At 49.0% G+C, this 18,987-nt stretch carries 14 protein-coding genes; 9 read left to right on the top strand and 5 right to left on the bottom strand.

Features of this window, described 5'->3' with window-relative positions; all coding sequences use genetic code 11:
* Positions 1-36: 36 nt before the first annotated feature.
* Positions 37-1,683 carry an ABC transporter substrate-binding protein gene (locus tag ODZ53_RS18600; RefSeq protein WP_372679021.1) on the bottom strand — a complete coding sequence of 549 codons (1,647 nt, stop codon included), beginning with the start codon at positions 1,681-1,683 and terminating at the stop codon, positions 37-39.
* A gap of 103 nt (positions 1,684-1,786) precedes the next feature.
* The gene (locus ODZ53_RS18595; protein ID WP_372679019.1) at positions 1,787-2,746 is read right to left on the bottom strand and encodes an ABC transporter substrate-binding protein; all 960 of its coding nucleotides are present in this window, start codon (positions 2,744-2,746) and stop codon (positions 1,787-1,789) included.
* A 274-nt stretch (positions 2,747-3,020) separates the two neighbouring features.
* Here ODZ53_RS18595 and ODZ53_RS18590 point away from each other — a divergent pair, with 274 nt between their 5' ends.
* The 7 genes from ODZ53_RS18590 (at position 3,021) to nagA (ending at position 11,487) form a co-directional block, all read left to right on the top strand.
* Positions 3,021-3,995, top strand: a complete 975-nt coding sequence (locus tag ODZ53_RS18590) for an ABC transporter substrate-binding protein (RefSeq protein ID WP_372679017.1) — start codon at positions 3,021-3,023, stop codon at positions 3,993-3,995.
* A gap of 129 nt (positions 3,996-4,124) precedes the next feature.
* Positions 4,125-5,717 (top strand): helix-turn-helix domain-containing protein, encoded by a 1,593-nt coding sequence (locus ODZ53_RS18585; protein WP_372679015.1) that lies wholly within the window; start codon positions 4,125-4,127, stop codon positions 5,715-5,717.
* Between the two features lie 128 nt (positions 5,718-5,845).
* Positions 5,846-6,901: a FecCD family ABC transporter permease gene (locus ODZ53_RS18580; RefSeq protein ID WP_087345904.1), complete on the top strand. Its 1,056-nt coding sequence runs from the start codon at positions 5,846-5,848 to the stop codon at positions 6,899-6,901.
* 2 nt (positions 6,902-6,903) lie between these two features.
* Positions 6,904-7,935 (top strand): FecCD family ABC transporter permease, encoded by a 1,032-nt coding sequence (locus ODZ53_RS18575; protein WP_372679144.1) that lies wholly within the window; start codon positions 6,904-6,906, stop codon positions 7,933-7,935.
* A gap of 205 nt (positions 7,936-8,140) precedes the next feature.
* Positions 8,141-9,175: a VOC family protein gene (locus tag ODZ53_RS18570; protein WP_372679013.1), complete on the top strand. Its 1,035-nt coding sequence runs from the start codon at positions 8,141-8,143 to the stop codon at positions 9,173-9,175.
* A gap of 35 nt (positions 9,176-9,210) precedes the next feature.
* Entirely contained in the window at positions 9,211-10,284 is a 1,074-nt protein-coding gene (locus ODZ53_RS18565) for an NAD(P)H-dependent flavin oxidoreductase (protein WP_372679011.1), read from the top strand.
* A gap of 33 nt (positions 10,285-10,317) precedes the next feature.
* Positions 10,318-11,487, top strand: coding sequence for an N-acetylglucosamine-6-phosphate deacetylase (gene nagA / locus ODZ53_RS18560; protein ID WP_372679009.1), 1,170 nt, complete (start codon positions 10,318-10,320; stop codon positions 11,485-11,487).
* Positions 11,488-12,002: 515 nt separating this feature from the next.
* Here the strand turns inward: nagA and ODZ53_RS18555 are convergent.
* Complete coding sequence (locus ODZ53_RS18555; RefSeq protein ID WP_372679007.1) at positions 12,003-13,862, bottom strand: SgrR family transcriptional regulator; 1,860 nt, start codon at positions 13,860-13,862, stop codon at positions 12,003-12,005.
* A gap of 155 nt (positions 13,863-14,017) precedes the next feature.
* Here ODZ53_RS18555 and ODZ53_RS18550 point away from each other — a divergent pair, with 155 nt between their 5' ends.
* Positions 14,018-15,244: an MDR family MFS transporter gene (locus ODZ53_RS18550; RefSeq protein ID WP_372679005.1), complete on the top strand. Its 1,227-nt coding sequence runs from the start codon at positions 14,018-14,020 to the stop codon at positions 15,242-15,244.
* Positions 15,245-15,317: 73 nt separating this feature from the next.
* Here the strand turns inward: ODZ53_RS18550 and ODZ53_RS18545 are convergent, their stop codons facing one another.
* On the bottom strand, positions 15,318-15,689 hold the full coding sequence (locus ODZ53_RS18545; protein ID WP_142498609.1) for a VOC family protein: 372 nt from the start codon (positions 15,687-15,689) through the stop codon (positions 15,318-15,320).
* 97 nt (positions 15,690-15,786) lie between these two features.
* On the opposite strand from ODZ53_RS18545, the gene ODZ53_RS18540 reads away from it, so the two are divergent.
* Positions 15,787-16,713 (top strand): serine/threonine protein kinase, encoded by a 927-nt coding sequence (locus ODZ53_RS18540; protein ID WP_372679003.1) that lies wholly within the window; start codon positions 15,787-15,789, stop codon positions 16,711-16,713.
* Here the strand turns inward: ODZ53_RS18540 and ODZ53_RS18535 are convergent.
* Positions 16,694-18,727, bottom strand: a complete 2,034-nt coding sequence (locus tag ODZ53_RS18535; RefSeq protein ID WP_372679001.1) for a VWA domain-containing protein — start codon at positions 18,725-18,727, stop codon at positions 16,694-16,696. The two genes, ODZ53_RS18540 and ODZ53_RS18535, sit on opposite strands and share 20 nt — an antisense overlap.
* Between the last annotated feature and the right edge of the window lie 260 nt (positions 18,728-18,987).

Raw genomic sequence — 18,987 nt, 5'->3', positions numbered from 1 at the left:
AGTGTTCCCCACGACAGGGAAGCTGGCCTGTTTGCTTTAAGAAGAATGCTGTAACCAAAAAGGCAGCATATGCAGCAATCTCTCTCTGGTAAGGGCAGCGCCGCCATTCCATTTTTGCGCTTCTACTAAATAGACATAGCCGTTTTGAACGGCAGGCAGACTGTGCCACTTATCACTTTGCATGAATGCAGCAGTAGCCTGACGCGATTGGGGGTCTTCGGACAGCAGCATAAAGATCCGATCACCTGCGTACAGGTGGATGTCCTTCTCCTGAATTTCGATAAAGCCGTAGCCAGCTTGCAGTACTTCTTGAATTTTATCCACAGGAGTAAAGCCGCTTGGATGGTAGAGGGCGGAGGAAAGTCCAGAAGTGCCCATTACGAACAGACGCCCGCCATGCGCATGGATAAAGACGGAGGCAGTCTCACCAGGCACAAGCTCGGAGCGGAGCTGATTCCACATAGTGGCAGCGTTCATGTGGTATTTCCTGAGCCATTCTTGCGCCTCGTCCTTTTTCCCCAGCCATTCTCCGAGTGTACGTAATCGTTCCTCCAGCGAAGCAAATGAATTAAACGTGAGCGTAGGGGCAATCCGGCTCATCTGCTTGTATTTGTCTTCTTCTGCGTTCGCGAAAATGATCAGATCTGGCTTCAATGTCGTCAAATGGTCATAGTCAACGGGAAAGGCGATATCCTGCACGCGTTTTACTCTGTCTCGATAGATCGTTCGTTCCATCCAGGTAAAATTCCCGCCGACGATGTTTTCCACATGGAGCGCGAGCAAATCATTAAACGTCTCCCCAATATAAATAATGCGTTGTGGCTGAAGGGGGATCTCTACCTCATGCCCTGTCCAGTCCCGCACGAGCTCCATGCGTTGAGTCAGCCTGGAATATTGCCTTGGCGTGTAACCGGTCGTTTTTCGAAAGCGACGATTGAAATAATACTCATCCGTGAAGCCGACCTGCGAGGCGATGTCCCGCAAAGAATCGGTTGAGCTTTTCAGGAGCTTTTTCGCTTGATAAATACGCAGCGCTGTCAAATATTCCAAAGGCTTTTTACCCGTCAACTGGCGAAAGAGCAGCGTGTACTGCCACGACGGCACATTGGCCAGTTGTGCCAACTGCTTGACCGTCATGTTCTCTTGATAATTTTGCTGGATATAACGAATGCTGTTCTCCACCTCTTTGCTCTTGTTGGGCATATGGGTAGAAGATAAATTTTGCTCTAGCAAAAATCCGAGCAGCTTCTGGAACCGCAATTGCTGCCAAAAGCTGTCCAATTCAGAAGAAGTGGAACTGCCCAAGAGCAAAGCATCACATAAGCGCAAGAGCTGAGCAGAAGGGTGAGCGGACAGCTCGATACGACCATCAAGCAGTGCGTATGGGTACGGAATGGGTCTATTCTCTGCATCGAACTGAATGACGGTAAATGAGATTTGGTAGCACTCAGTCGCGCTGTTGTACAAGGAGTCGATAGCAAAAGGAGTAGACGGTGAAAGCAAAAAACACTTTCCTGCCAAAGGTGAAAAGGTTTGGTCGTGAATACGGAGGCTGCCGTACCCTTTTTTGAAAAAGAGTAGGGTATGGAAGGGAGTGGGTGAAGGATTAGCCGACCGTTCTACTTTACACAACTGAAAATGAAGGGAACCGAGTGGGGGATTTGGTGGTATAGAGTGAAGCATCGGTTGTACCCTCCTTATTTTGTGAGAATCATTATCATTCGTTCTATCCATCGTATACAAAAGAAAGAAGCTTTTCAATCATTGTTGAAAAGCTTCTCTTATTTCATCCCTTCGCCAGGATTTCAGGAATCTTTTGCAGGAGCCACTCTCTTGTTGTTGCATCACTGCTAGATTTTTCGATGTCGATAAAGTAGACATATCCGTTTTTAACGGCTGGGAGGTCTCTCCAGACGCGTGATTTTAGCAGCTCCTGCGTTGATTTCTCAGCTTCCTCGCTCGGCGTATTCAGAATAAAGATACGATCTCCCGCTATTTCGGGCAAACGTTCCACGGAAATGAGCTCAAATCCTTTTTCTGCATCGAGTATTTCCTGAATGGGCACGGTGGGCTTGAATCCGTTTGTATCGTAGAGGACTTGGGAAAGCCCTGTTCTTGCCATGACAAACAGCCGATCACCTGGATAATAGGTAAAGACGGAAGCAGTTTCCCCTTCTTTCATGCTGCCAGAATCCTTCAGCTTCTTCCACATCTCCTCCGATTGGCGCTTGTAATCGGCAAGCCATTTGGTAGCTTCCTCCGGTTTCCCAAGAATATCACCGAGCTGGGTCATCCGCTCTTCCAACGGCGCGAAGGTATCAAAAATGACGGTAGGGGCGATTTTGGCTAGCTGTTCATATTCTTTTTCTTCGGTATTTGCATAGATGATCAGGTCAGGCTGTAATTCCAGGACCTTTTCGAGATTAATGGGAAAACCGACATTCTCCACATCATGTAGTTGGTCCTCAAAGATTTGGTTGGTGTACCCGAATCCCCCAATTGGCTTCACGCCCAACGCGAGCATATCGCCAAAGGTCTCACCGGAATAGATGATTCGTGCAGGGGAGACCGGAATGTTGCCTCTATGCCCGAGATAATCCGTATAGGGACGCGTCTGGCTTTTCTGACTTGCCTCGCTGCTCGCTGTGTTCGTTGCTTGCGAAGCAGATGGACTGCATCCGATGAGCAAGCTGCCAGCCAGTACGAAGATTCCTAGCGTTCCGTTTATGTTGCGCATGTGTTTCATTTCTGCTTTCCTCCAGTAGTCGTTTGAATCTGTTTGCTATCAATGATAATCATTATCAGATATATCTTACCAGCTCAATGGACAAACGCCAGATAAGCATCATTGATTTTGTACAAAGGGAAGGATTTCACACGGACAGTTGTGGAGTTTGGACAAAAAATAATCGAGAAAATGCATTGTCAGATGGAGAGTAAACACATATGATCAGGATGCGAAAAGGTGAGAATGAGAATCAATTGGATAATCATCAACAGTTGTGAGAGAGGGTAGAAAGATGGTCAGAACGGTTCGAAATGCAGGATTGGCATGGATGGCATTATTATTGATCATGATGCTCGTATTAACTGCGTGTGCAGAAAAAGCAGCGGAGCCAACATCCACTGAGCAGAAAGCATCGACAGAGAACACCGCTGCGAAAACCAAAGTGGTGAAGGATGCCTATGGTGATGTGGAAATTCCGGTAAAGCCAGAGCGGGTAGCGGCAATTTATCAGGAGGACTTTTTGACAGCACTGGGTGTGACACCGGTTGTCCAGTGGTATCACCCGGCGTGGGGCAAACAGGATTACCTCGGTTTGGACGTGCCGCTTTTTGATATTACAGGAAGCATAGAAGCGTTACTTGCAGCCAATCCGGATATCATCATTGTGGATGGCTACGCTGATCCCAAGAAATACGAGGAATTCAGCAAGGTAGCCCCTACGTACAAGCTGCCGGATGAGCTCCGTAACGATACGATTGGCAGACTCAAGAAAATCGCCGAGGTGTTAGGCATTCCAGAAAAAGCAGACGAAGCGATCCAAAAGTACAATGAGAAAATTGCGGATACGAAGGCAAAGCTGGAAAAGGCAATTGGCAATGAAACAGTGGCTGTCATTCGTTTGAACGTGGGAAATAAGCCGAATTTAGCCCTCTTCGGAGATGGCAATGTTTACACTGGTATGCTGTATAAGGAGTTGGGCCTTACACCGTATGCGCCTGCCAAAAATCAGGAAACCCACGTGGTATTATCAGAAGAAGCCATCCCGGCTATCGATGCGGACCATATCATTGTGTTCCCGTCGAACGGTACGTGGACTTCCGAAGAAAACAAGGATGCGCTCAAGATTTTGGAGAGCCCCATCTGGAAATCTGTTCCTGCTGTGAAAAAAGGTCATGTCTACCCAATGGAGCGGACACATTGGCAATCTGGTGCCATTCTGGCTAATATGAAGAAGGCAGACGATTTGGTCAAAGCGTTTGTAAAGTAATCGAGTTTAATAGAGAAAGCGCGTCATATCGGTTGATGCGCTTTCTTTTTTTATTGGTGGAGCTTGTCGTCGGGGTGTTAACTCATTATAATAAAAATGATAATCATTCTCACGATAAGGATGAGGGAGATGAATAACGAAGCATCAGGGGCCAAACTATCTCCACCAGCATTCTTTGCCATGACGGCCATTCAAAAGGTCAATGTGGAAAGATGGCAGGACTATCAAGAGCCGGAAGACTACACGATGATTGTAGCAACAGACGGAGAAGGGCTCGTGGAAATCGAATCGTCGACATATCGGTTCACTCGGGAGCGGTGCTGGATTGCAGCACCGCGTCAGAACGTTCGGATCAGTTGCACGAGTCACGTTCTCGACTACTATTCTCTTACTTTTCGTGTCGTCCACACGGGAGCTCCGATGGAGGAACAAGCTTCCGAGGTTTTTTTCTGTATGGGGGAGTTGACCTGCACGCCTTTTTCACGTGTCGTTGAATTGATTGCGGAGATTTACAAGCATCGCGATGCCACAGAGGCGCTGCAACGATTTTATAATCACGTGCGGTTTGAGGAATTGCTATGTGTTTTGGCCCAGCAAAATGTGCCAGGCAAAACAAGGTTGGACCCGAGGAGAGCAGTTGAACGTTCGATTGCGTATGTAGAGAAACACTATCGAGAGCCGCTGACCGTAGACCAGCTAGCACACGAAGCGAATGTTCCACGTTGGCGATATACGCAGCTCTTCAAGGAAATGACGGGAGAAATACCACTCGATTACATGAATCAGCTGCGGATCAATCGGGCGAAGCAACTTCTGCTCATGACAGGTGATCGGATCAACGAGATTGCCCAAAACGTCGGATTCAACAGCGAGTATTATTTCAGTCGTCGTTTTAAACAGCGGGTAGGGCTCGCGCCAGGAAAATATCGCAACATTCATCGGGATGATTTACGAGTCGTCTCTCTTTATATGGAGGATTATTTGCTGGCTCTTGGCATTCGACCCGTTGTTCAATGGGCGCATACATATTGGGGACAGCAGGATTACTTGGGCCTGCATGATGTACCGACGTACAATGTGCTGACAGATGACGTGCAGCTCTTGTCCAGTCGAGCCCCAGATGTCATTATGCTTCGGGAGTGTACAGGCTGGAAGGCGGATGTGTATGCCCAATGTGCCCGGATTGCCCTAACATGCGTGATTCGGCAGTTCGGACCGGAGTGGCGAAAAACATTGCGCACCCTCGGTGATCGGTTGGGCCGAAGTGAATTGGCGGAGCGGTCAATCGAGCAGTATGAACAAAAAGTAAGAGCTGCCAAAAATGTAATGGCACGCAGTCTCAAAGGTCAGAAGGTAGCCTTCTTGCGCATCTCGGCGGATCAAATCCTTGTGGAGAAAAGCTACACATCGCAGGTGTTGTTTCAAGATTTGGAAATGGAGCCGGCCCTACTAGTAAAAAAACAATTCGCCAAGCAGGTGAGAGAAGGGGTATCGTGGGAAGAACTTTCTACGCTGGATGCCGATCATATTTTTTTCGCCTTTGACAGATGGCATCAGGGTAAACCAGGTGCCGAACAGCTACAGCTCAACCATCCCGTGTGGCAATCGCTTCCTGCTGTTCAAAGCAAGCGGGCGTACCAGGTGGATTTCATGACCTGGATGAATCACGGTGTAATCGCCAACGGAAAAAAGGTCGACGATGTCCGAAAAGTATTAGCGTAAATCTACAAAGAAAAGCACGCAATTGTCCATTGACACTTTTTTCATGCTTCGCCTAAAATTCATATATGATAATAAGAATCAATATCACCAACAACTCAGCTCCAAACTAACGAAAAAAGGTGGCACGTATGAGTCAACACGCACATTCCCTAAATGAGGGGAATAACGAAAAGCCGGTCGCGTTTCGCTCTCGGCCTTGGGCAGCGACGCTCATTTTGACCGGCGGGGTTTTCGCATTAATACTGGGGATGTTTTTGTCTGTGTCATTTGGAGCAGCCGACATCCACTTTGCTGTTGTATGGGAAGCTATTTTTCAATTTAATCCTGCTATTACGCAACACCAAATTATTCAGGAGATTCGATTACCGCGCTTGCTCGGCGGTGCAATGGTCGGGGCTAGCCTCGCTGTTGCAGGTGCCATCATGCAAGGGATGACACGCAATCCGTTGGCAGATTCGGGATTGCTCGGTCTGAACGCAGGTGCCGGATTTGTTTTGGCACTCTGCTTCGCTTTTTTCCCAGGTCTGCCGTTCATGTACCTGATTCTCTACAGCTTTTTGGGTGCTGGCGTAGGGGCAGGTATGGTCTACGGGATCGGTTCCTTGGCAAAAGGCGGCTTGACTCCAGTGCGCCTTGTTTTGGCGGGTGCCGCATTGACTGCCCTATTGTCTGCGTTAAGCGAAGGGATTGCGCTTTACTTTAAAATCGGACAGGATTTGGCCTTCTGGTATGCAGGCGGTGTGGCGGGAACCAAATGGTTTCAGCTTGAAGTTATGTTTCCGTGGATTGTCGCAGCTCTTATTGGGGCGATGATGTTGTCGCGTTCCATCACGATGCTCAGTCTTGGAGAAGATGTGGCAAAAGGCTTGGGGCAGCGTACGGCACTAGTCAAACTGGCAGGCATGATCATCGTCCTGATTTTGGCAGGATCTGCAGTTGCCGTTGTTGGGGCTGTAGGCTTTGTTGGATTGATCGTTCCACATATGACCCGCTTTTTGGTTGGGGTCGATTACCGATGGATCATTCCTTGCTCAGCCATTTTGGGCAGCTTGCTCGTCGTATTCGCCGATTTGGCCGCAAGAATGGTAAATCCCCCGTATGAGACGCCGTTAGGGGCACTTATTGCACTAATCGGTGTACCGTTCTTCCTTTACTTGGCGCGTAAAGAAAGAAGGGAGATGTAATGATGCAGCAAATGGTTTCCCATTACCAAACCCGTAAAAGAAATAAAGCCTTTGCGGTTATGTCGATACTCGCTATCCTCATTTTCATCGCGTTTATCATCAGTATGAACACAGGCTACATACGGTTGTCACCAAGCGATCTTCTGATGACGCTAATCGGTTCAGGAACAGACAAACAAAGTCTGATCTTGTTTGAATTCCGCTTGCCTCGGATTGTCATTTCTCTCCTGATTGGGGCAGGACTTGCTGTATCCGGGTGTATTATTCAAGGAATTTCCCGCAACGCGTTGGCTGAACCTGGTATTTTAGGGATCAACGCTGGTGCTGGCTTGATGGTGATGCTGTTCATTTCGTTTTATCCTTCAACGTCTGCGGCACCTGTTTTTTTGTTGCCAGTGTTGGCGTTGCTTGGGGCCAGCGTGACAGCAGCGCTGATCTTCGTATTGTCTTATAAAAGACACAAGGGATTGTCTCCGACCCGTATCATATTGACTGGGATTGCCGTGGCGGCTGGGATGAGTGCCGCGATGATCGTCTTGACGCTGAAGCTGAGCCCGGACAAGTACCAGTTCGTGGCGACTTGGCTCGCAGGTAGTATCTGGGGGACCAACTGGAAGTTCGTTCTTTCGCTCTTGCCCTGGATCGCCATTTTAATCCCCTATGTTTTTTACAAAGCACGCGTCATGAACGTGCTCAATTTGGGAGAAGAGTTGGCGAAAGGCTTGGGTGCACCCGTTGCCAAAGAGCAATTGAAGCTGCTGGCAGCCGCTGTCGGGCTTGCCGCTTCCTGCGTGGCAGTGAGTGGAGGCATCGGTTTTGTCGGGCTGATCGGTCCGCATTTGGCTCGAAGACTAGTGGGGCCAAAGCATGAGATGCTTTTGCCTACATCTGCGCTGGCGGGTGCGCTACTGGTCATCGTGGCAGATACTATCGGACGCTGGATCATGCAGCCGTCAGAGATTCCGACTGGGATCGTTGTAGCCATTATCGGTGCTCCGTATTTCTTGTACCTGCTGGCACGTTCAAAAGCATAGTTTCGCAAAAGGTGGATATAGCGAGCGTTTTCTCGACGAGTTACGGGGGAGACGCTCGTTTTTTTATATAGCGAAGTGGGGACGAGGCAATTTGGGAATTGAAAAGAGGGAAAGGTTGGAGGACAATGGGGAGAAGAAGTAACCGCCTTGTGTTTGTTATAATAACAGCATGAGCATGTATCGGGACAAGAAGGGGTAAAGGCATATGATCGATCGATTAGACCACTTGGTTTTGACGGTAAAAGACATCGAGGCAACCTGTCACTTTTACGAAAAGGTCCTGGGTATGAAGGCAGTTACCTTTGGCGACGGCAGGAGGGCTCTGCACTTCGGCCAGCAAAAAATCAATTTGCATCAAATCGGACAAGAATGGGAGCCAAAAGCGCTGCATCCAGTCGCAGGCTCCGCTGATTTGTGTCTTATCACGTCGCTTCCACTTGAACAAGTCATCCAGCATATTCATACATGCGGCGTCCATTTGGTGGAAGGTCCTGTTGAAAAAACAGGGGCCATCGGGCCAATTCGTTCGGTGTATTTTCGTGATCCGGATCAAAATTTAATCGAGGTCTCGCAGTACTTGCCACAGGAATCAGGGGAGGATTCCCTTGCTCCTGCCATCAAGGAGATTTCCAGGAGATTGCAAGAACGTGAACGTGGGACGAGCGGCGCATACAGTGTCTTGCTTCCACTCGTCAAAATGGCTGACAACCAGCTAGGCATTTTATTTGAAAAAAGAGCCAGTACGATGCGGCGACAGGCGAACGAGGTTTGTTTTCCGGGAGGGCGAGCTGAGGAGAGCGACGAATCCCGTTGGGCGACGGCAGCTCGGGAAACAAGTGAGGAGCTGGGGATTCCACTTGATCAAATTCATTATCTAGGCGAGCTCGATCAGGTGATTGGGCCAGGCTCCTCTATTATTACGCCCTTTATTGGATACGTGGAAGGAATACCAGAGATGAAGCCGAATCCAGACGAGGTCGGAGAGGTCTTTATCCTTCCACTCGATCGTCTATTGGCAACACAGCCAGCGAAGTATCTTTCCACTGTCATGTCCGAGCCCGAAGAGGATTTTCCTTATCATCTGATCCCGGGTGGCAAGCGATATCCGTGGAAAATAGGCACAGTCGAGCATTTGTTTTACGAGGTGGACGGGCGTGTCATCTGGGGGTTAACGGCCCGGGTGTTGGCTCAGTTTCTTGAATGGATTCACATCGATGACCAATCAACTGATAAACAATAAAAGCGCTTGTTCAAAAAGTTGAGGAGTGGAAAGCCATGTGGACAAACAATTCGATCACTTCGCGTTTACATTTGAAATGGCCGATTATTCAGGCGCCAATGGCAGGGGGAGCGACCACACCTGCCTTGGTAGCCGCTGTCTCAGAAGCAGGGGGACTCGGAACGCTTGGTGCAGCCTATATGTCTCCTGAGCAGATTCGTGAAGCGATCAAGTCCATTCGGGCGTTAACGGATAAACCGTTTGGCGTAAATCTGTTTATCCCGGAAGATTTCGATGCTGACCAGCCGATCGCAGAAGGCGTTGCCCAGGCAATGAATGATGTGCGCGATCGATTGGGCATCCCGCATAATCCGCAGGTGACGCAATTTACAGAGCCGTTTGCTGAGCAGATGGCTGTCGTCCTGGAGGAGGTGCCTGCCGTTTTCAGCTTTACCTTTGGTGTTTTGGATCATCGCTTGATGGCAGAATTGAAGCAGCGGGGAATCACTGTCATCGGAACAGCGACAACCGTTCGTGAAGCGATTGCATTAGAAGCAAGCGGAGTCGATATGATTGCCGCCCAAGGCAGCGAGGCAGGCGGGCACCGTGGGTCCTTTTTGCCGGATTCACCAAGCAATATGATTGGAACAATGGCGCTCGTCCCGCAAATCGTAGATCGAGTCAAGATACCCGTAATCGCGGCTGGAGGGATTATGGATGGGCGAGGGATCGCAGCAGCAATTGCGCTCGGGGCACAGGCGGCACAGCTTGGAACGGCTTTTCTGACGTGCAAGGAGAGCGGAGCACATGCCCTGCACAAGAAAGCCATTCTAGAGACGAGAGATGAGTCTATCGTGATGACACGTGCTTTCTCAGGAAAATGGGCAAGAGGCATTCAAAATGAGTTTATGACAACGCTCGCCCCACTTGATCACGAGCTCCCGACCTATCCGATACAAAATGCCCTGACGAAAGACATTCGAGCAGCAGCGGGCAAGCAGCAGCAACGTGCGTACATGTCGATGTGGGCGGGGCAGGCAGCTCCACTCAGCCAGGAAATCAGCGCGAGTGAGCTCGTTGAAAAGCTGGCAGCGGAGACGAAGAGAATTTGCAGCAATCTGGGGCAATGAAGCCACGCCACGCTACAAACGGAGGAAATCAAAGTGAACCAGGAATACGCTCTCAAGGGGAACCTTGTCGCAGATGGACAGGAATTGCATAATGGTCTCGTAGTCGTGGGAAATGGAACGATCACCTATGCTGGCAAGGCTGATGAGTATGGAAAAGCTTTGCCAGATCATGTGGTGACAGTAGAGGATGGCTGGATTTGCCCTGGATTCGTCGATATGCACATGCATGGGATTGACGGATACGACACGATGGATGGAACGCCGGAATCCCTTCAGGCCATCTCGACTGCACTTGCGCGGCATGGGGTGACGTCTTTTTTGGCAACGACGATGACGGCTCCTTATGCTCAGTTGGAGCAGGTGCTGGTAAACATCGCGCAGAACAGCAAGGAAGGGCTTTTGGGGGCACAAGCGATCGGCATCCATCTGGAAGGTCCGTGGATCAATCCTCGTTACAAGGGGGCGCAAAAAGAAGAAAACATCGCGATACCCAAGCTCGATGCAGTGCAAAAGCTTTACGGGCTGTCAGAAGGCCTGATCAAGGTCGTGACGATTGCGCCAGAACAACCAGAAGCTCTTGAAGCGATTGCTTGGTTAAAAGAGCGCGATGTCATCGTGTCTGCTGGACATACAGGCGCTACGTTCGCCCAGGCGACGGAAGCGGTAGATGCGGGCGTGGGCCATTTTACACATTGCTTCAATGCTATGACAGGGCTACATCATCGGGAGCCGGGAGTAGTAGGCGCGGCGATGTATCATGAGCAGTTGAGCACAGAGCTGATCGCAGATGGTATCCATGTGCATCCCGCAGTCATGAAGATTTTGTATCGGGTCAAAACGGCAGAACGGCTCGCGCTCGTCAGCGATTCCATGCGGGCAGCCGCGATGGGCGAGGGGACTTACGATCTTGGGGGACAAGAGGTTCATGTCCATGACAATCAGGCAAAGCTCGCAGATGGAACCCTTGCAGGAAGCATCCTGACGCTGAATCGGGCGGTCGGCAATATGGTGACGCTGAGCGGTGTCTCTTTGCCAGATGCAGTAGAAATGGCTTCCTTGACACCAGCAAGTATCCTTGGCTTTGGCGAGCGAAAAGGACGGTTAGCGGCAGGGTATGATGCGGATATTACGGTATTGAATACACAATTTGACGTGACCATGACTTTTGTAGCAGGTAAAGAAGTTTATCACCAGTCAAAATAGTTTCTTATATAGAAAAAAGCAGTCCAAGGTTCGCTCTTGGATTGCTTTTTTAGTATGAAAGAATAGAGATGTCCCCGATCGGTTGTGGTCGGGGTGAAGCCCTGCCACATGTTTTCCAGTCGCCTATATCCTCACTTCGTTCGGGCGGTCTCCTTCCTAACATGTGACAGGGCTTTCGTACAGCTTTTGTTAACTTCAGGCTTTTACCCCGCATTCAAAGATCAACTCAGAGTGCCTTTCAGAACTTTATCGATCACCTTCCTGAATGACCTTTCAAATGTTAGCAAAAAGCCGCGCGGGAAGAAGTGCATTTCCAGTCCAAGCGCCTCTGGAGCCCGCCCCAGCGTAGGAAAAAATGGCGGGGAATTTCAGCTTCACTCATGGACTACTTCCTCGAAACTTCTACGTTTGAAGCGCTCCCGCCATTTTTTCCGAAGCGAACAGTGATACCCCTTGCGGGGCGGAGGCAGAAGCGTAGACTGGAAATGCACTTCTTCCCCCACTACACCCCTTTTTTAAAACTGCTGCTGCAACGCATCCGGTTGAAACCAGATTTTATGAAAGTCCAGCCACCCCGATGAATTGATCGACACGCCTCGTAAAGATTTGTGAAAAGAAGCAAGGGTCTTTTTCTGAACCAAATACAAGACGGCATAGTTTTCCTTGATCATGGCTTCGATCCTGGCAAGATGGTGTTCCCGAGCAAGCCGGTCGGGCTCCTGAAACGTCAAGCCAATCTCCTTGTTGATGGCCAAAGCCAACGATTCATCAAATGCGGGGAGAAAGTAATTTCTTTGCAAATACATCTCCAGCTCGCTGATTTGATCGCTGCTAAACACATTGCCATACAGCTGGCAGTCATGTTCAGGCAAACAATCGCGATTTGAAAATTCCCATGGTTCTCTCACATCGACTGCCAGATGAATGCCATATTCGCCACAGCGCTGTTGAATCCATAGCGCATCTTCTTCATGGTAGGCTGTGGTCACGAGACGCAATGTTTCTCCCTGATAGTCGCTTTCTTGTAGCAGGGACATGATTTGGGCATGACAGGGCTGCCCGTTCTCTCTCGCTCTTACTTCCCTTAAAACAGGGTGATACGTGCGGAAGCCTTTTGCCGGGTAGATGCGATCACCGCCCAAATCGGCAATCATTTGATCCCGATCAATCAGCAGATCAAGCGCCTGACGGAACTTGAAATGATTGTGTGGACCGCTCTTCCACTGGTTAAAAACAAGCAAATTACAGCAGGAAAAAAACGCCTCCGTATCGCACCAGTCCTGTCCGTCCTGAATGACCGCTTCTTTCAATGCTAGTGCTTTCGACTGGACCCCGTGCGACACCATCACAGACGCCCAATTTAGTTCTTTTAGGCGACCCGTGTCCAACTCGGGGAAGATCAAAATTTCCACACGATCCAACTGCGGTCTTCCAAGAAAATGAGCAGGAAATGCCTCGAGAATACAGATTCCCTCGGTAAGGCGGACCAGTTGAAAGGGGCCTGTTCCGATTGGCTTTTCTCCAAAGCCTTTCTCATCCTGGCGAACGATTTCTTCTGGAACAATGCTTGCGGGTATCGTCGCCAACAGCCTTAGAAGCAAGTAATTCGGTTCTTTAAGCAGGATGCGCACGGTTCTGTCGTCAATGGCGATGAGCTGATCTATGTCACGAAACATCCAGCTTGCTTCATATGTGTCTGGATACAAGCGAAGCCGATTCAGGGAAAAAACAACATCATGAGCAGTCAGTTCCCGTCCGTGATGAAACAGCACGTTCTTTTTCAAATAAAAGGTCCATTCTCTTGCATCTGGACTGCTTTCCCATGAGTGGGCGATGGAAGGTAAAATCGAACGACTATTCAGATCATATTGGACGAGTGTATTGAAAATTTGTCCCACCAGATGTGCATCGAAGTGGTAGTAAACCAGACCAGGGTCCAGCGTCACAATCCTGCGGTACACCGGAAAGCGCAAGATATCTTGGGGCGAGACTGATTGGCTTGCGAGTTGGCTGGAGAACCCCATTCCTTCCGAGAGCCAATCCATGATCTGATCTTTGGCGGCAGCTTTGCCGTAGCGATTTATGAGCTCCATCGCTTCTTGGACGTCGCCCTTGTTTATTTGCAGCTTGACCTCGGCGAGGAGGATCTCATCGGAATCAGCATAAAGCGTCATGACCGAAACATTCCCGCGCCCACGCCCAGCCTTCCATTCGATCCAATCCAGCTCGACTAGCTTACGGACAATCAGCTTGGTGTGGCGAGGTGTACAGTGCCAAATCCCAGCCAGCTTTTCAATGGTGACAGGGAACGGTTTCCCGATTTCTTCTTGATGAAAAACCGAACGAAGCTCTAAAAAATGCAGAACGGTAACCATGCTGGCCCCCATTTCTCTGATGAAAATAAAAACGCATGCTTAAAAAAGGTGATCCAATTCACGCAAACCGAACCCTTTTTCCCCTTTTTCTAGTTCCCTATACTGAAGATAACACGAGAGATAACAAACGGGAATGGGAAAGAGAGATGGGGAGAATGAGATTTCATCCGGTGGCATGGGGTGTCATTATCGGTACATTTTTGTCACGTACAGGCTTTTTTATGACACTTCCGTTCTTAGGGATTTATTTAGGAAAGGTAAAAGGAATTGATCCGGCGATCGTTGGTTCGATTCTCGCACTCAGCTTGCTTGTTGGAACGATTAGTAGCTTTGCTGGGGGAGCCCTGTCAGACCGATTAGGGAGATATCCAGTGATGATCACTGCGATGGGAGCTTGGAGCATCGTATTGATTGGATACGTTTTTGCGACGGAGACGTGGATGTTCTTTGTTTTAAGTGCTTGCAACGGCCTTTTTCGAAATGTATTTGAGCCGACAGCCCGTGCCTTGCTGGCGGATGTCACGTCGGATGATCAGCGGGCAGCTGTTTTCAACGCCAGGTATTTCGCGATCAATCTGGGTGGAGCAATCGGTCCGCTCATCGGCTTGCAATTGGGAGCAGGAAGCACATCCTTGTTACCGTTCCTCGTTACCGCCATCATTTTTGCCGTGTATGCAGCTGTGTTGGTGGTATTTATGGTCATGTTCAAGGAACAGCTGAAGAAGGACGTGGCTGCTGATCCGGTCACCATGAATCAGATGGCACGCATTGTTTTTACAGACAAAGTATTTCTTTACTTGTTGCTCGGGAATTTGTTCGTTGCTGGTGCCTACTCCCATCTGGACACGACACTCTCCCTGTACATTGGGCATGATCGGATAGAGGCGTATTCCTTTTTATTTGTAGTGAATACCATCTCCGTTTTAGCGCTTCAATATCCGCTCGCCAAGTTTATGAAGCGCTACTCATCGATGACTGCATTGAAGCTGGGCTGTCTATTGTTTGGATTAGGGCTGTTCGGTTTCGGGCTATTTACGAATTTGTTTTGGCTCTCTGTGTCGATGGTGGTGTTTACGATCGGCGAAATCTTGTGCTTTGTCGTTGGGGATATCCTGATCGGGGAGATCGCTCCCCAGCATTTGCGTGGAGCATATTACGGCGCCAGCGGCTTTGCCTTTCTTGGACAGAGTGTTTGTGCGTGGATAGGTGGCGTGTTGCTCCAGGTGCTCGGCTTTGGACAAGGGCCTCTCATTTTCGTGATCCTTATGCTGTTGACCTTTATCGCGCTTCCGTTTTATCAACGCGGTCAGTATTTATGGGAGCAGCGGCAACAGCAACAGCAAAGAAACGGCTGTGAAAAATCTTCACAAGTTATGATTTGAATAGGGTACGTAACATCGAAAAGAAGCACGCTGTCGAGGCATGCTTCTTTTTATTTTTGCCATATCCAACTGACTAGTTGTTCTTCTGAATGACTCCCCACATGTTTCCGCTCGGGTCAAAAAACTTGAGCACCCAACCGAAGCCATCGTTTTGGTAGTGGGTAATCGAGACTTCATGTGCCTGCAAATAATCATGGAGTGCATGCACATCGGAAGTGGTATACAAAAAGACAGGCATGGGTTGCTGATCAACGGTAAAGGTTGTGGACGTCTGCTCATCCGTTTCCCATATCATCAAGGTGGGTCCCGCAGACAGGGCGAGAAAAGCGGAAGTACGATACCGCGCTTGCAAGGAAAAACCAAGGTGATTGCAGTACCAGTCAATGCCCTCTTCCAAATTTTTCACAGGAATTTGTACGTGAAGCAACGATTCCAAATGTGCCATGATCAATCATTCCCCTCTCCATACTTTTCTTTATATTGCCATAATCCCCCATCTTTCGTTATCATTTTTTGAGAGGAAAGATAGGGGAGGCCATGACATGGGACAGGTAGAACGGGAAAGAGGTCTGAAAAAAGGCACGATCCTGCAAAAAGCTTATCGGATCAAAAAGATCATTTCCACAAGTGAGCTGTCGAATGTGTATGTGGTCTACCATTTGAAAAGCAAGCGGACACTCATTCTCAAAGAGTTTTTCCCTCAAGCATTGGCAATGCGGGATTTGGATCACGTGAAGGTCATTTGTCGCAGACCATCGTTAAAAACCAAATTCGACAGGCTGCTAGACAGCTTTTGGCATGAGGCGTCCCTGCACAAGGAACTGAATCATGCAAATATCATCGGATACATCGACCATTTTGCCGAAAATGGCACAGGTTATCTCGTCGTGGACTTTTGCAAAGGGAAGACGCTGGATGCGTATGTATTGGCCCAAACCGAGCTTGATCTGGGAGCATTTTTGCATCAGACGGTAGTTCCGATCTTTGACGGATTAGACTATTTGCACAAAAAAGGCATCATACATCGCGATATTAAGCCCAAAAATATCTTGGTCACAGAAGCTGGACAACCTATGCTGATTGATTTTGGCTCCGCGATCTACTTCGTGAGTGATGAACCCAAGCCGATTGTGACGACTGAAGGATATTCACCGCTTGAGTTTTACTCGGGTCAATCCAAGCAAGGAGTAGTCTCGGATATTTACAGCCTGGCTGCCACGCTGTATTACTGTCTGACCAAAGAGCGTCCCGTTGATGTGGCGGCAAGAGTCATTGAGGATACCTTGCCGGCGATTCGAACAAGGAACCCTGATGTTCCGCTGCTGCTGGCGAATGTCATTATGTGGGGATTGGCTGTCGACTCGAAAAAAAGATGCCCCACACTCAAACTGTTTGCGACAGCGATTCGTGCAGAGCATCTGATTTGGAAGGGAAAGGCACGCTTCTCTCTTAAGAAGCTTCCTCACTAGACGATTTCTTAAAGCGAATTTCGATCTCGGTCATCCGATCCTCGAAGGTCACATACACCTTGTCGTTGTATTGGAGGACGAGCTTTTTATGTCGGGGCATGGTTTCCTTGCCCCGCTCAACTGTGCAGTGACTATGATTGACCAAGAGCAGCGTCTGATTTTTTCCCGGCTGGAGGTAAATCTTTTGTGCTTCGGGCAAATGCTCATTCACATCCAAACTGGTGAACAGCTCCTGCAAGGTGATCCGCTGCTTCTTGCCAAAGGAGGCGAGAGGCCAAAACTTGACAGGGATGTCGTTGCCGCTTGCTGTGTGCAGGAAATACCCCTCCAGACGACCTACAAACGCTGGCTTGGGACGTGTAAGCAGGTAAACACCGTAGCCGATCGCAGCAACGAGCAACACAATCATGCCGATGGTGATGTAACGATCCCATACCGAGTGCACGGTAATGACAAGCGGGCCTGTGACGCTTGCGCCTTCTGCATCCGTGGCGGTGATGGTGATTTCAGATGTACCGCTTTTCTCTGGTGACAGCTTCAGAGCCGTGTCTTGAATCGTAGCGACAAATCGTTCTTCCGGATCAGCGGTGACGATGGTATAGGTGAGCTTGTCGTTATTGGCATCTATGAAGAACGAACCCAAATCGATAGCCTGCTCGCCGTTTTCCTTCTCAATCATCAAGGTATTGACCGAGGCAGCAACTGGCGCGATATTCGTAATGTCATAAACGCTCGTCGCCGTTTCGCGATAAAAGTCCGGGCCGTTCATGAAGATTTTCCACTCGTACTTGCCCGTGTGAGGGAAGACGTAGTCGACTGTAAAGCTATCGCCAAGATTCTTCATCGGGACCTTCTCTTCTTTTTTCCCCACGAGATCTTTTACGATCAGTTCTGCCTGCATGGATGCGTACACATCCTTGTCATCCAGTCGTCCCTCCAGATGCTGGAGATAGGTAGTAAACGTGGCCGGATTCCCTTTGATAACCGGTTCAGGCTTGACCTCTACACCAGCCATCAAGCTGTAATTCCCCAGTAAATTGATCTTCACCAAATCCCCAGGTTTACCCCTAAATTTAACGAGATAGTTCCCCTTCTTCGGCTTTTCTATTTTCATCAGCGAGTATTTTTGGGATTTCATAAAATGGACATTCTGCGATTGATAGTACACTTGCGATTCCAGCAGCGGATTGTTGGACAACAAGATGATGTTCGCTTCCTGCATGCTGGAGTTAGGTATGGTCACGGTCACTTCCTGCAAGCCCCCGGTAGCTGTCATGGCCGCCACGGATACGAGCTGGGATTGAATATGCTTGGCAAAAATCTGATTGAAGATTTCAGGCAGATCATCTGTACTTTGTGTGACAAAGGAAGTTCCGCCTGTTGCTTCTGCGATTTTTTTCAATTGTTCCTTCTGGACGGAGCCATCGTTATTGAGACCAATCGTATAGATCGGATAGCCTTGCGCTTTTGCCTTCGAGATAACGGTCTCCACGTCCTTGTTGGATGCTGCCACACTCCTGCCACCCGCATTTTGCCGCAAATCTGTTCCCCCGTCTGACAGAAGGATCAAAAATGGCTTGCGAGCCGGGTCCTTTGCTTTTTCAATCATCTCTGCCCCTCTGCGCAAACCGAGTCCCAAATCGGAATACCCAGAGTAACGCAACCCTTGAATGGTTCGCTTGAGCTGTTCCCGATTTCTTGCTTCGGCCATGCTCGCCGGAGACTGAGCTTGTACAATTCGATCATTATAGGCGACAAAGCCAATGCGGGTACGGGTGGCTTCGCTCATATCAATGAACATACTCATGACCTCTGCGGCTGTTTTGCCAGGGTCCGTTTTGTTCATGGAATTACTCGTATCAACGACAAAGACCGCGTCTACTCCCGCCTCTGCTGTTCCATTTGCCCCAGCAGTTAGAGGGGCGGACAAGAAGAGCATGGGGAGGAGCAGTCCGATGACCATCATTCGAAAAAGTGGCGGCAGAGAGAGGGTTGACTGACGATTTTTGTACATACATTCACCTTTTTTCTGAAAAAAATTTTAAAAAGTTCATGACTTACTAAAATGGGACGATTTACCTATAAATGGTTGTTCGTATAAAAAATCGGTTTCCTATTGCCGATGTATATAAAAGTTAATTGCACCTATTTTTGTAAATATGAAGTGAATGCATAATGCTCCCCAGCGGCAACTAGGGAGAATTATCTATCAGTCCTTGTGCTACTTTCCTAGTAAGAGAGGGGACAAGGCGAGGCTTATCCCTATTTTTCCGA

The organism is Brevibacillus sp. BD137, assembly GCF_041644655.1.
In the GTDB taxonomy this organism is placed as follows: domain Bacteria; phylum Bacillota; class Bacilli; order Brevibacillales; family Brevibacillaceae; genus Brevibacillus; species Brevibacillus brevis_D.
This window is presented reverse-complemented; position numbering and strand designations above follow the sequence as displayed.

What these genes read in the sequence shown, in the direction of transcription:
- ODZ53_RS18550 (WP_372679005.1), top strand. Translation starts at nt 14,018, where the DNA reads ATGAGATTTCATCCGGTGGCATGGGGTGTCATTATCGGTACATTTTTG.
- ODZ53_RS18585 (WP_372679015.1), top strand. Translation starts at nt 4,125, where the DNA reads ATGAATAACGAAGCATCAGGGGCCAAACTATCTCCACCAGCATTCTTT.
- ODZ53_RS18540 (WP_372679003.1), top strand. Translation starts at nt 15,787, where the DNA reads ATGGGACAGGTAGAACGGGAAAGAGGTCTGAAAAAAGGCACGATCCTG.
- ODZ53_RS18570 (WP_372679013.1), top strand. Translation starts at nt 8,141, where the DNA reads ATGATCGATCGATTAGACCACTTGGTTTTGACGGTAAAAGACATCGAG.
- ODZ53_RS18590 (WP_372679017.1), top strand. Translation starts at nt 3,021, where the DNA reads ATGGTCAGAACGGTTCGAAATGCAGGATTGGCATGGATGGCATTATTA.
- ODZ53_RS18545 (WP_142498609.1), bottom strand. Translation starts at nt 15,689, where the DNA reads ATGGCACATTTGGAATCGTTGCTTCACGTACAAATTCCTGTGAAAAAT.
- ODZ53_RS18555 (WP_372679007.1), bottom strand. Translation starts at nt 13,862, where the DNA reads ATGGTTACCGTTCTGCATTTTTTAGAGCTTCGTTCGGTTTTTCATCAA.
- ODZ53_RS18595 (WP_372679019.1), bottom strand. Translation starts at nt 2,746, where the DNA reads ATGAAACACATGCGCAACATAAACGGAACGCTAGGAATCTTCGTACTG.
- ODZ53_RS18535 (WP_372679001.1), bottom strand. Translation starts at nt 18,727, where the DNA reads ATGTACAAAAATCGTCAGTCAACCCTCTCTCTGCCGCCACTTTTTCGA.
- ODZ53_RS18565 (WP_372679011.1), top strand. Translation starts at nt 9,211, where the DNA reads ATGTGGACAAACAATTCGATCACTTCGCGTTTACATTTGAAATGGCCG.
- ODZ53_RS18600 (WP_372679021.1), bottom strand. Translation starts at nt 1,683, where the DNA reads ATGCTTCACTCTATACCACCAAATCCCCCACTCGGTTCCCTTCATTTT.
- ODZ53_RS18580 (WP_087345904.1), top strand. Translation starts at nt 5,846, where the DNA reads ATGAGTCAACACGCACATTCCCTAAATGAGGGGAATAACGAAAAGCCG.
- ODZ53_RS18575 (WP_372679144.1), top strand. Translation starts at nt 6,904, where the DNA reads ATGCAGCAAATGGTTTCCCATTACCAAACCCGTAAAAGAAATAAAGCC.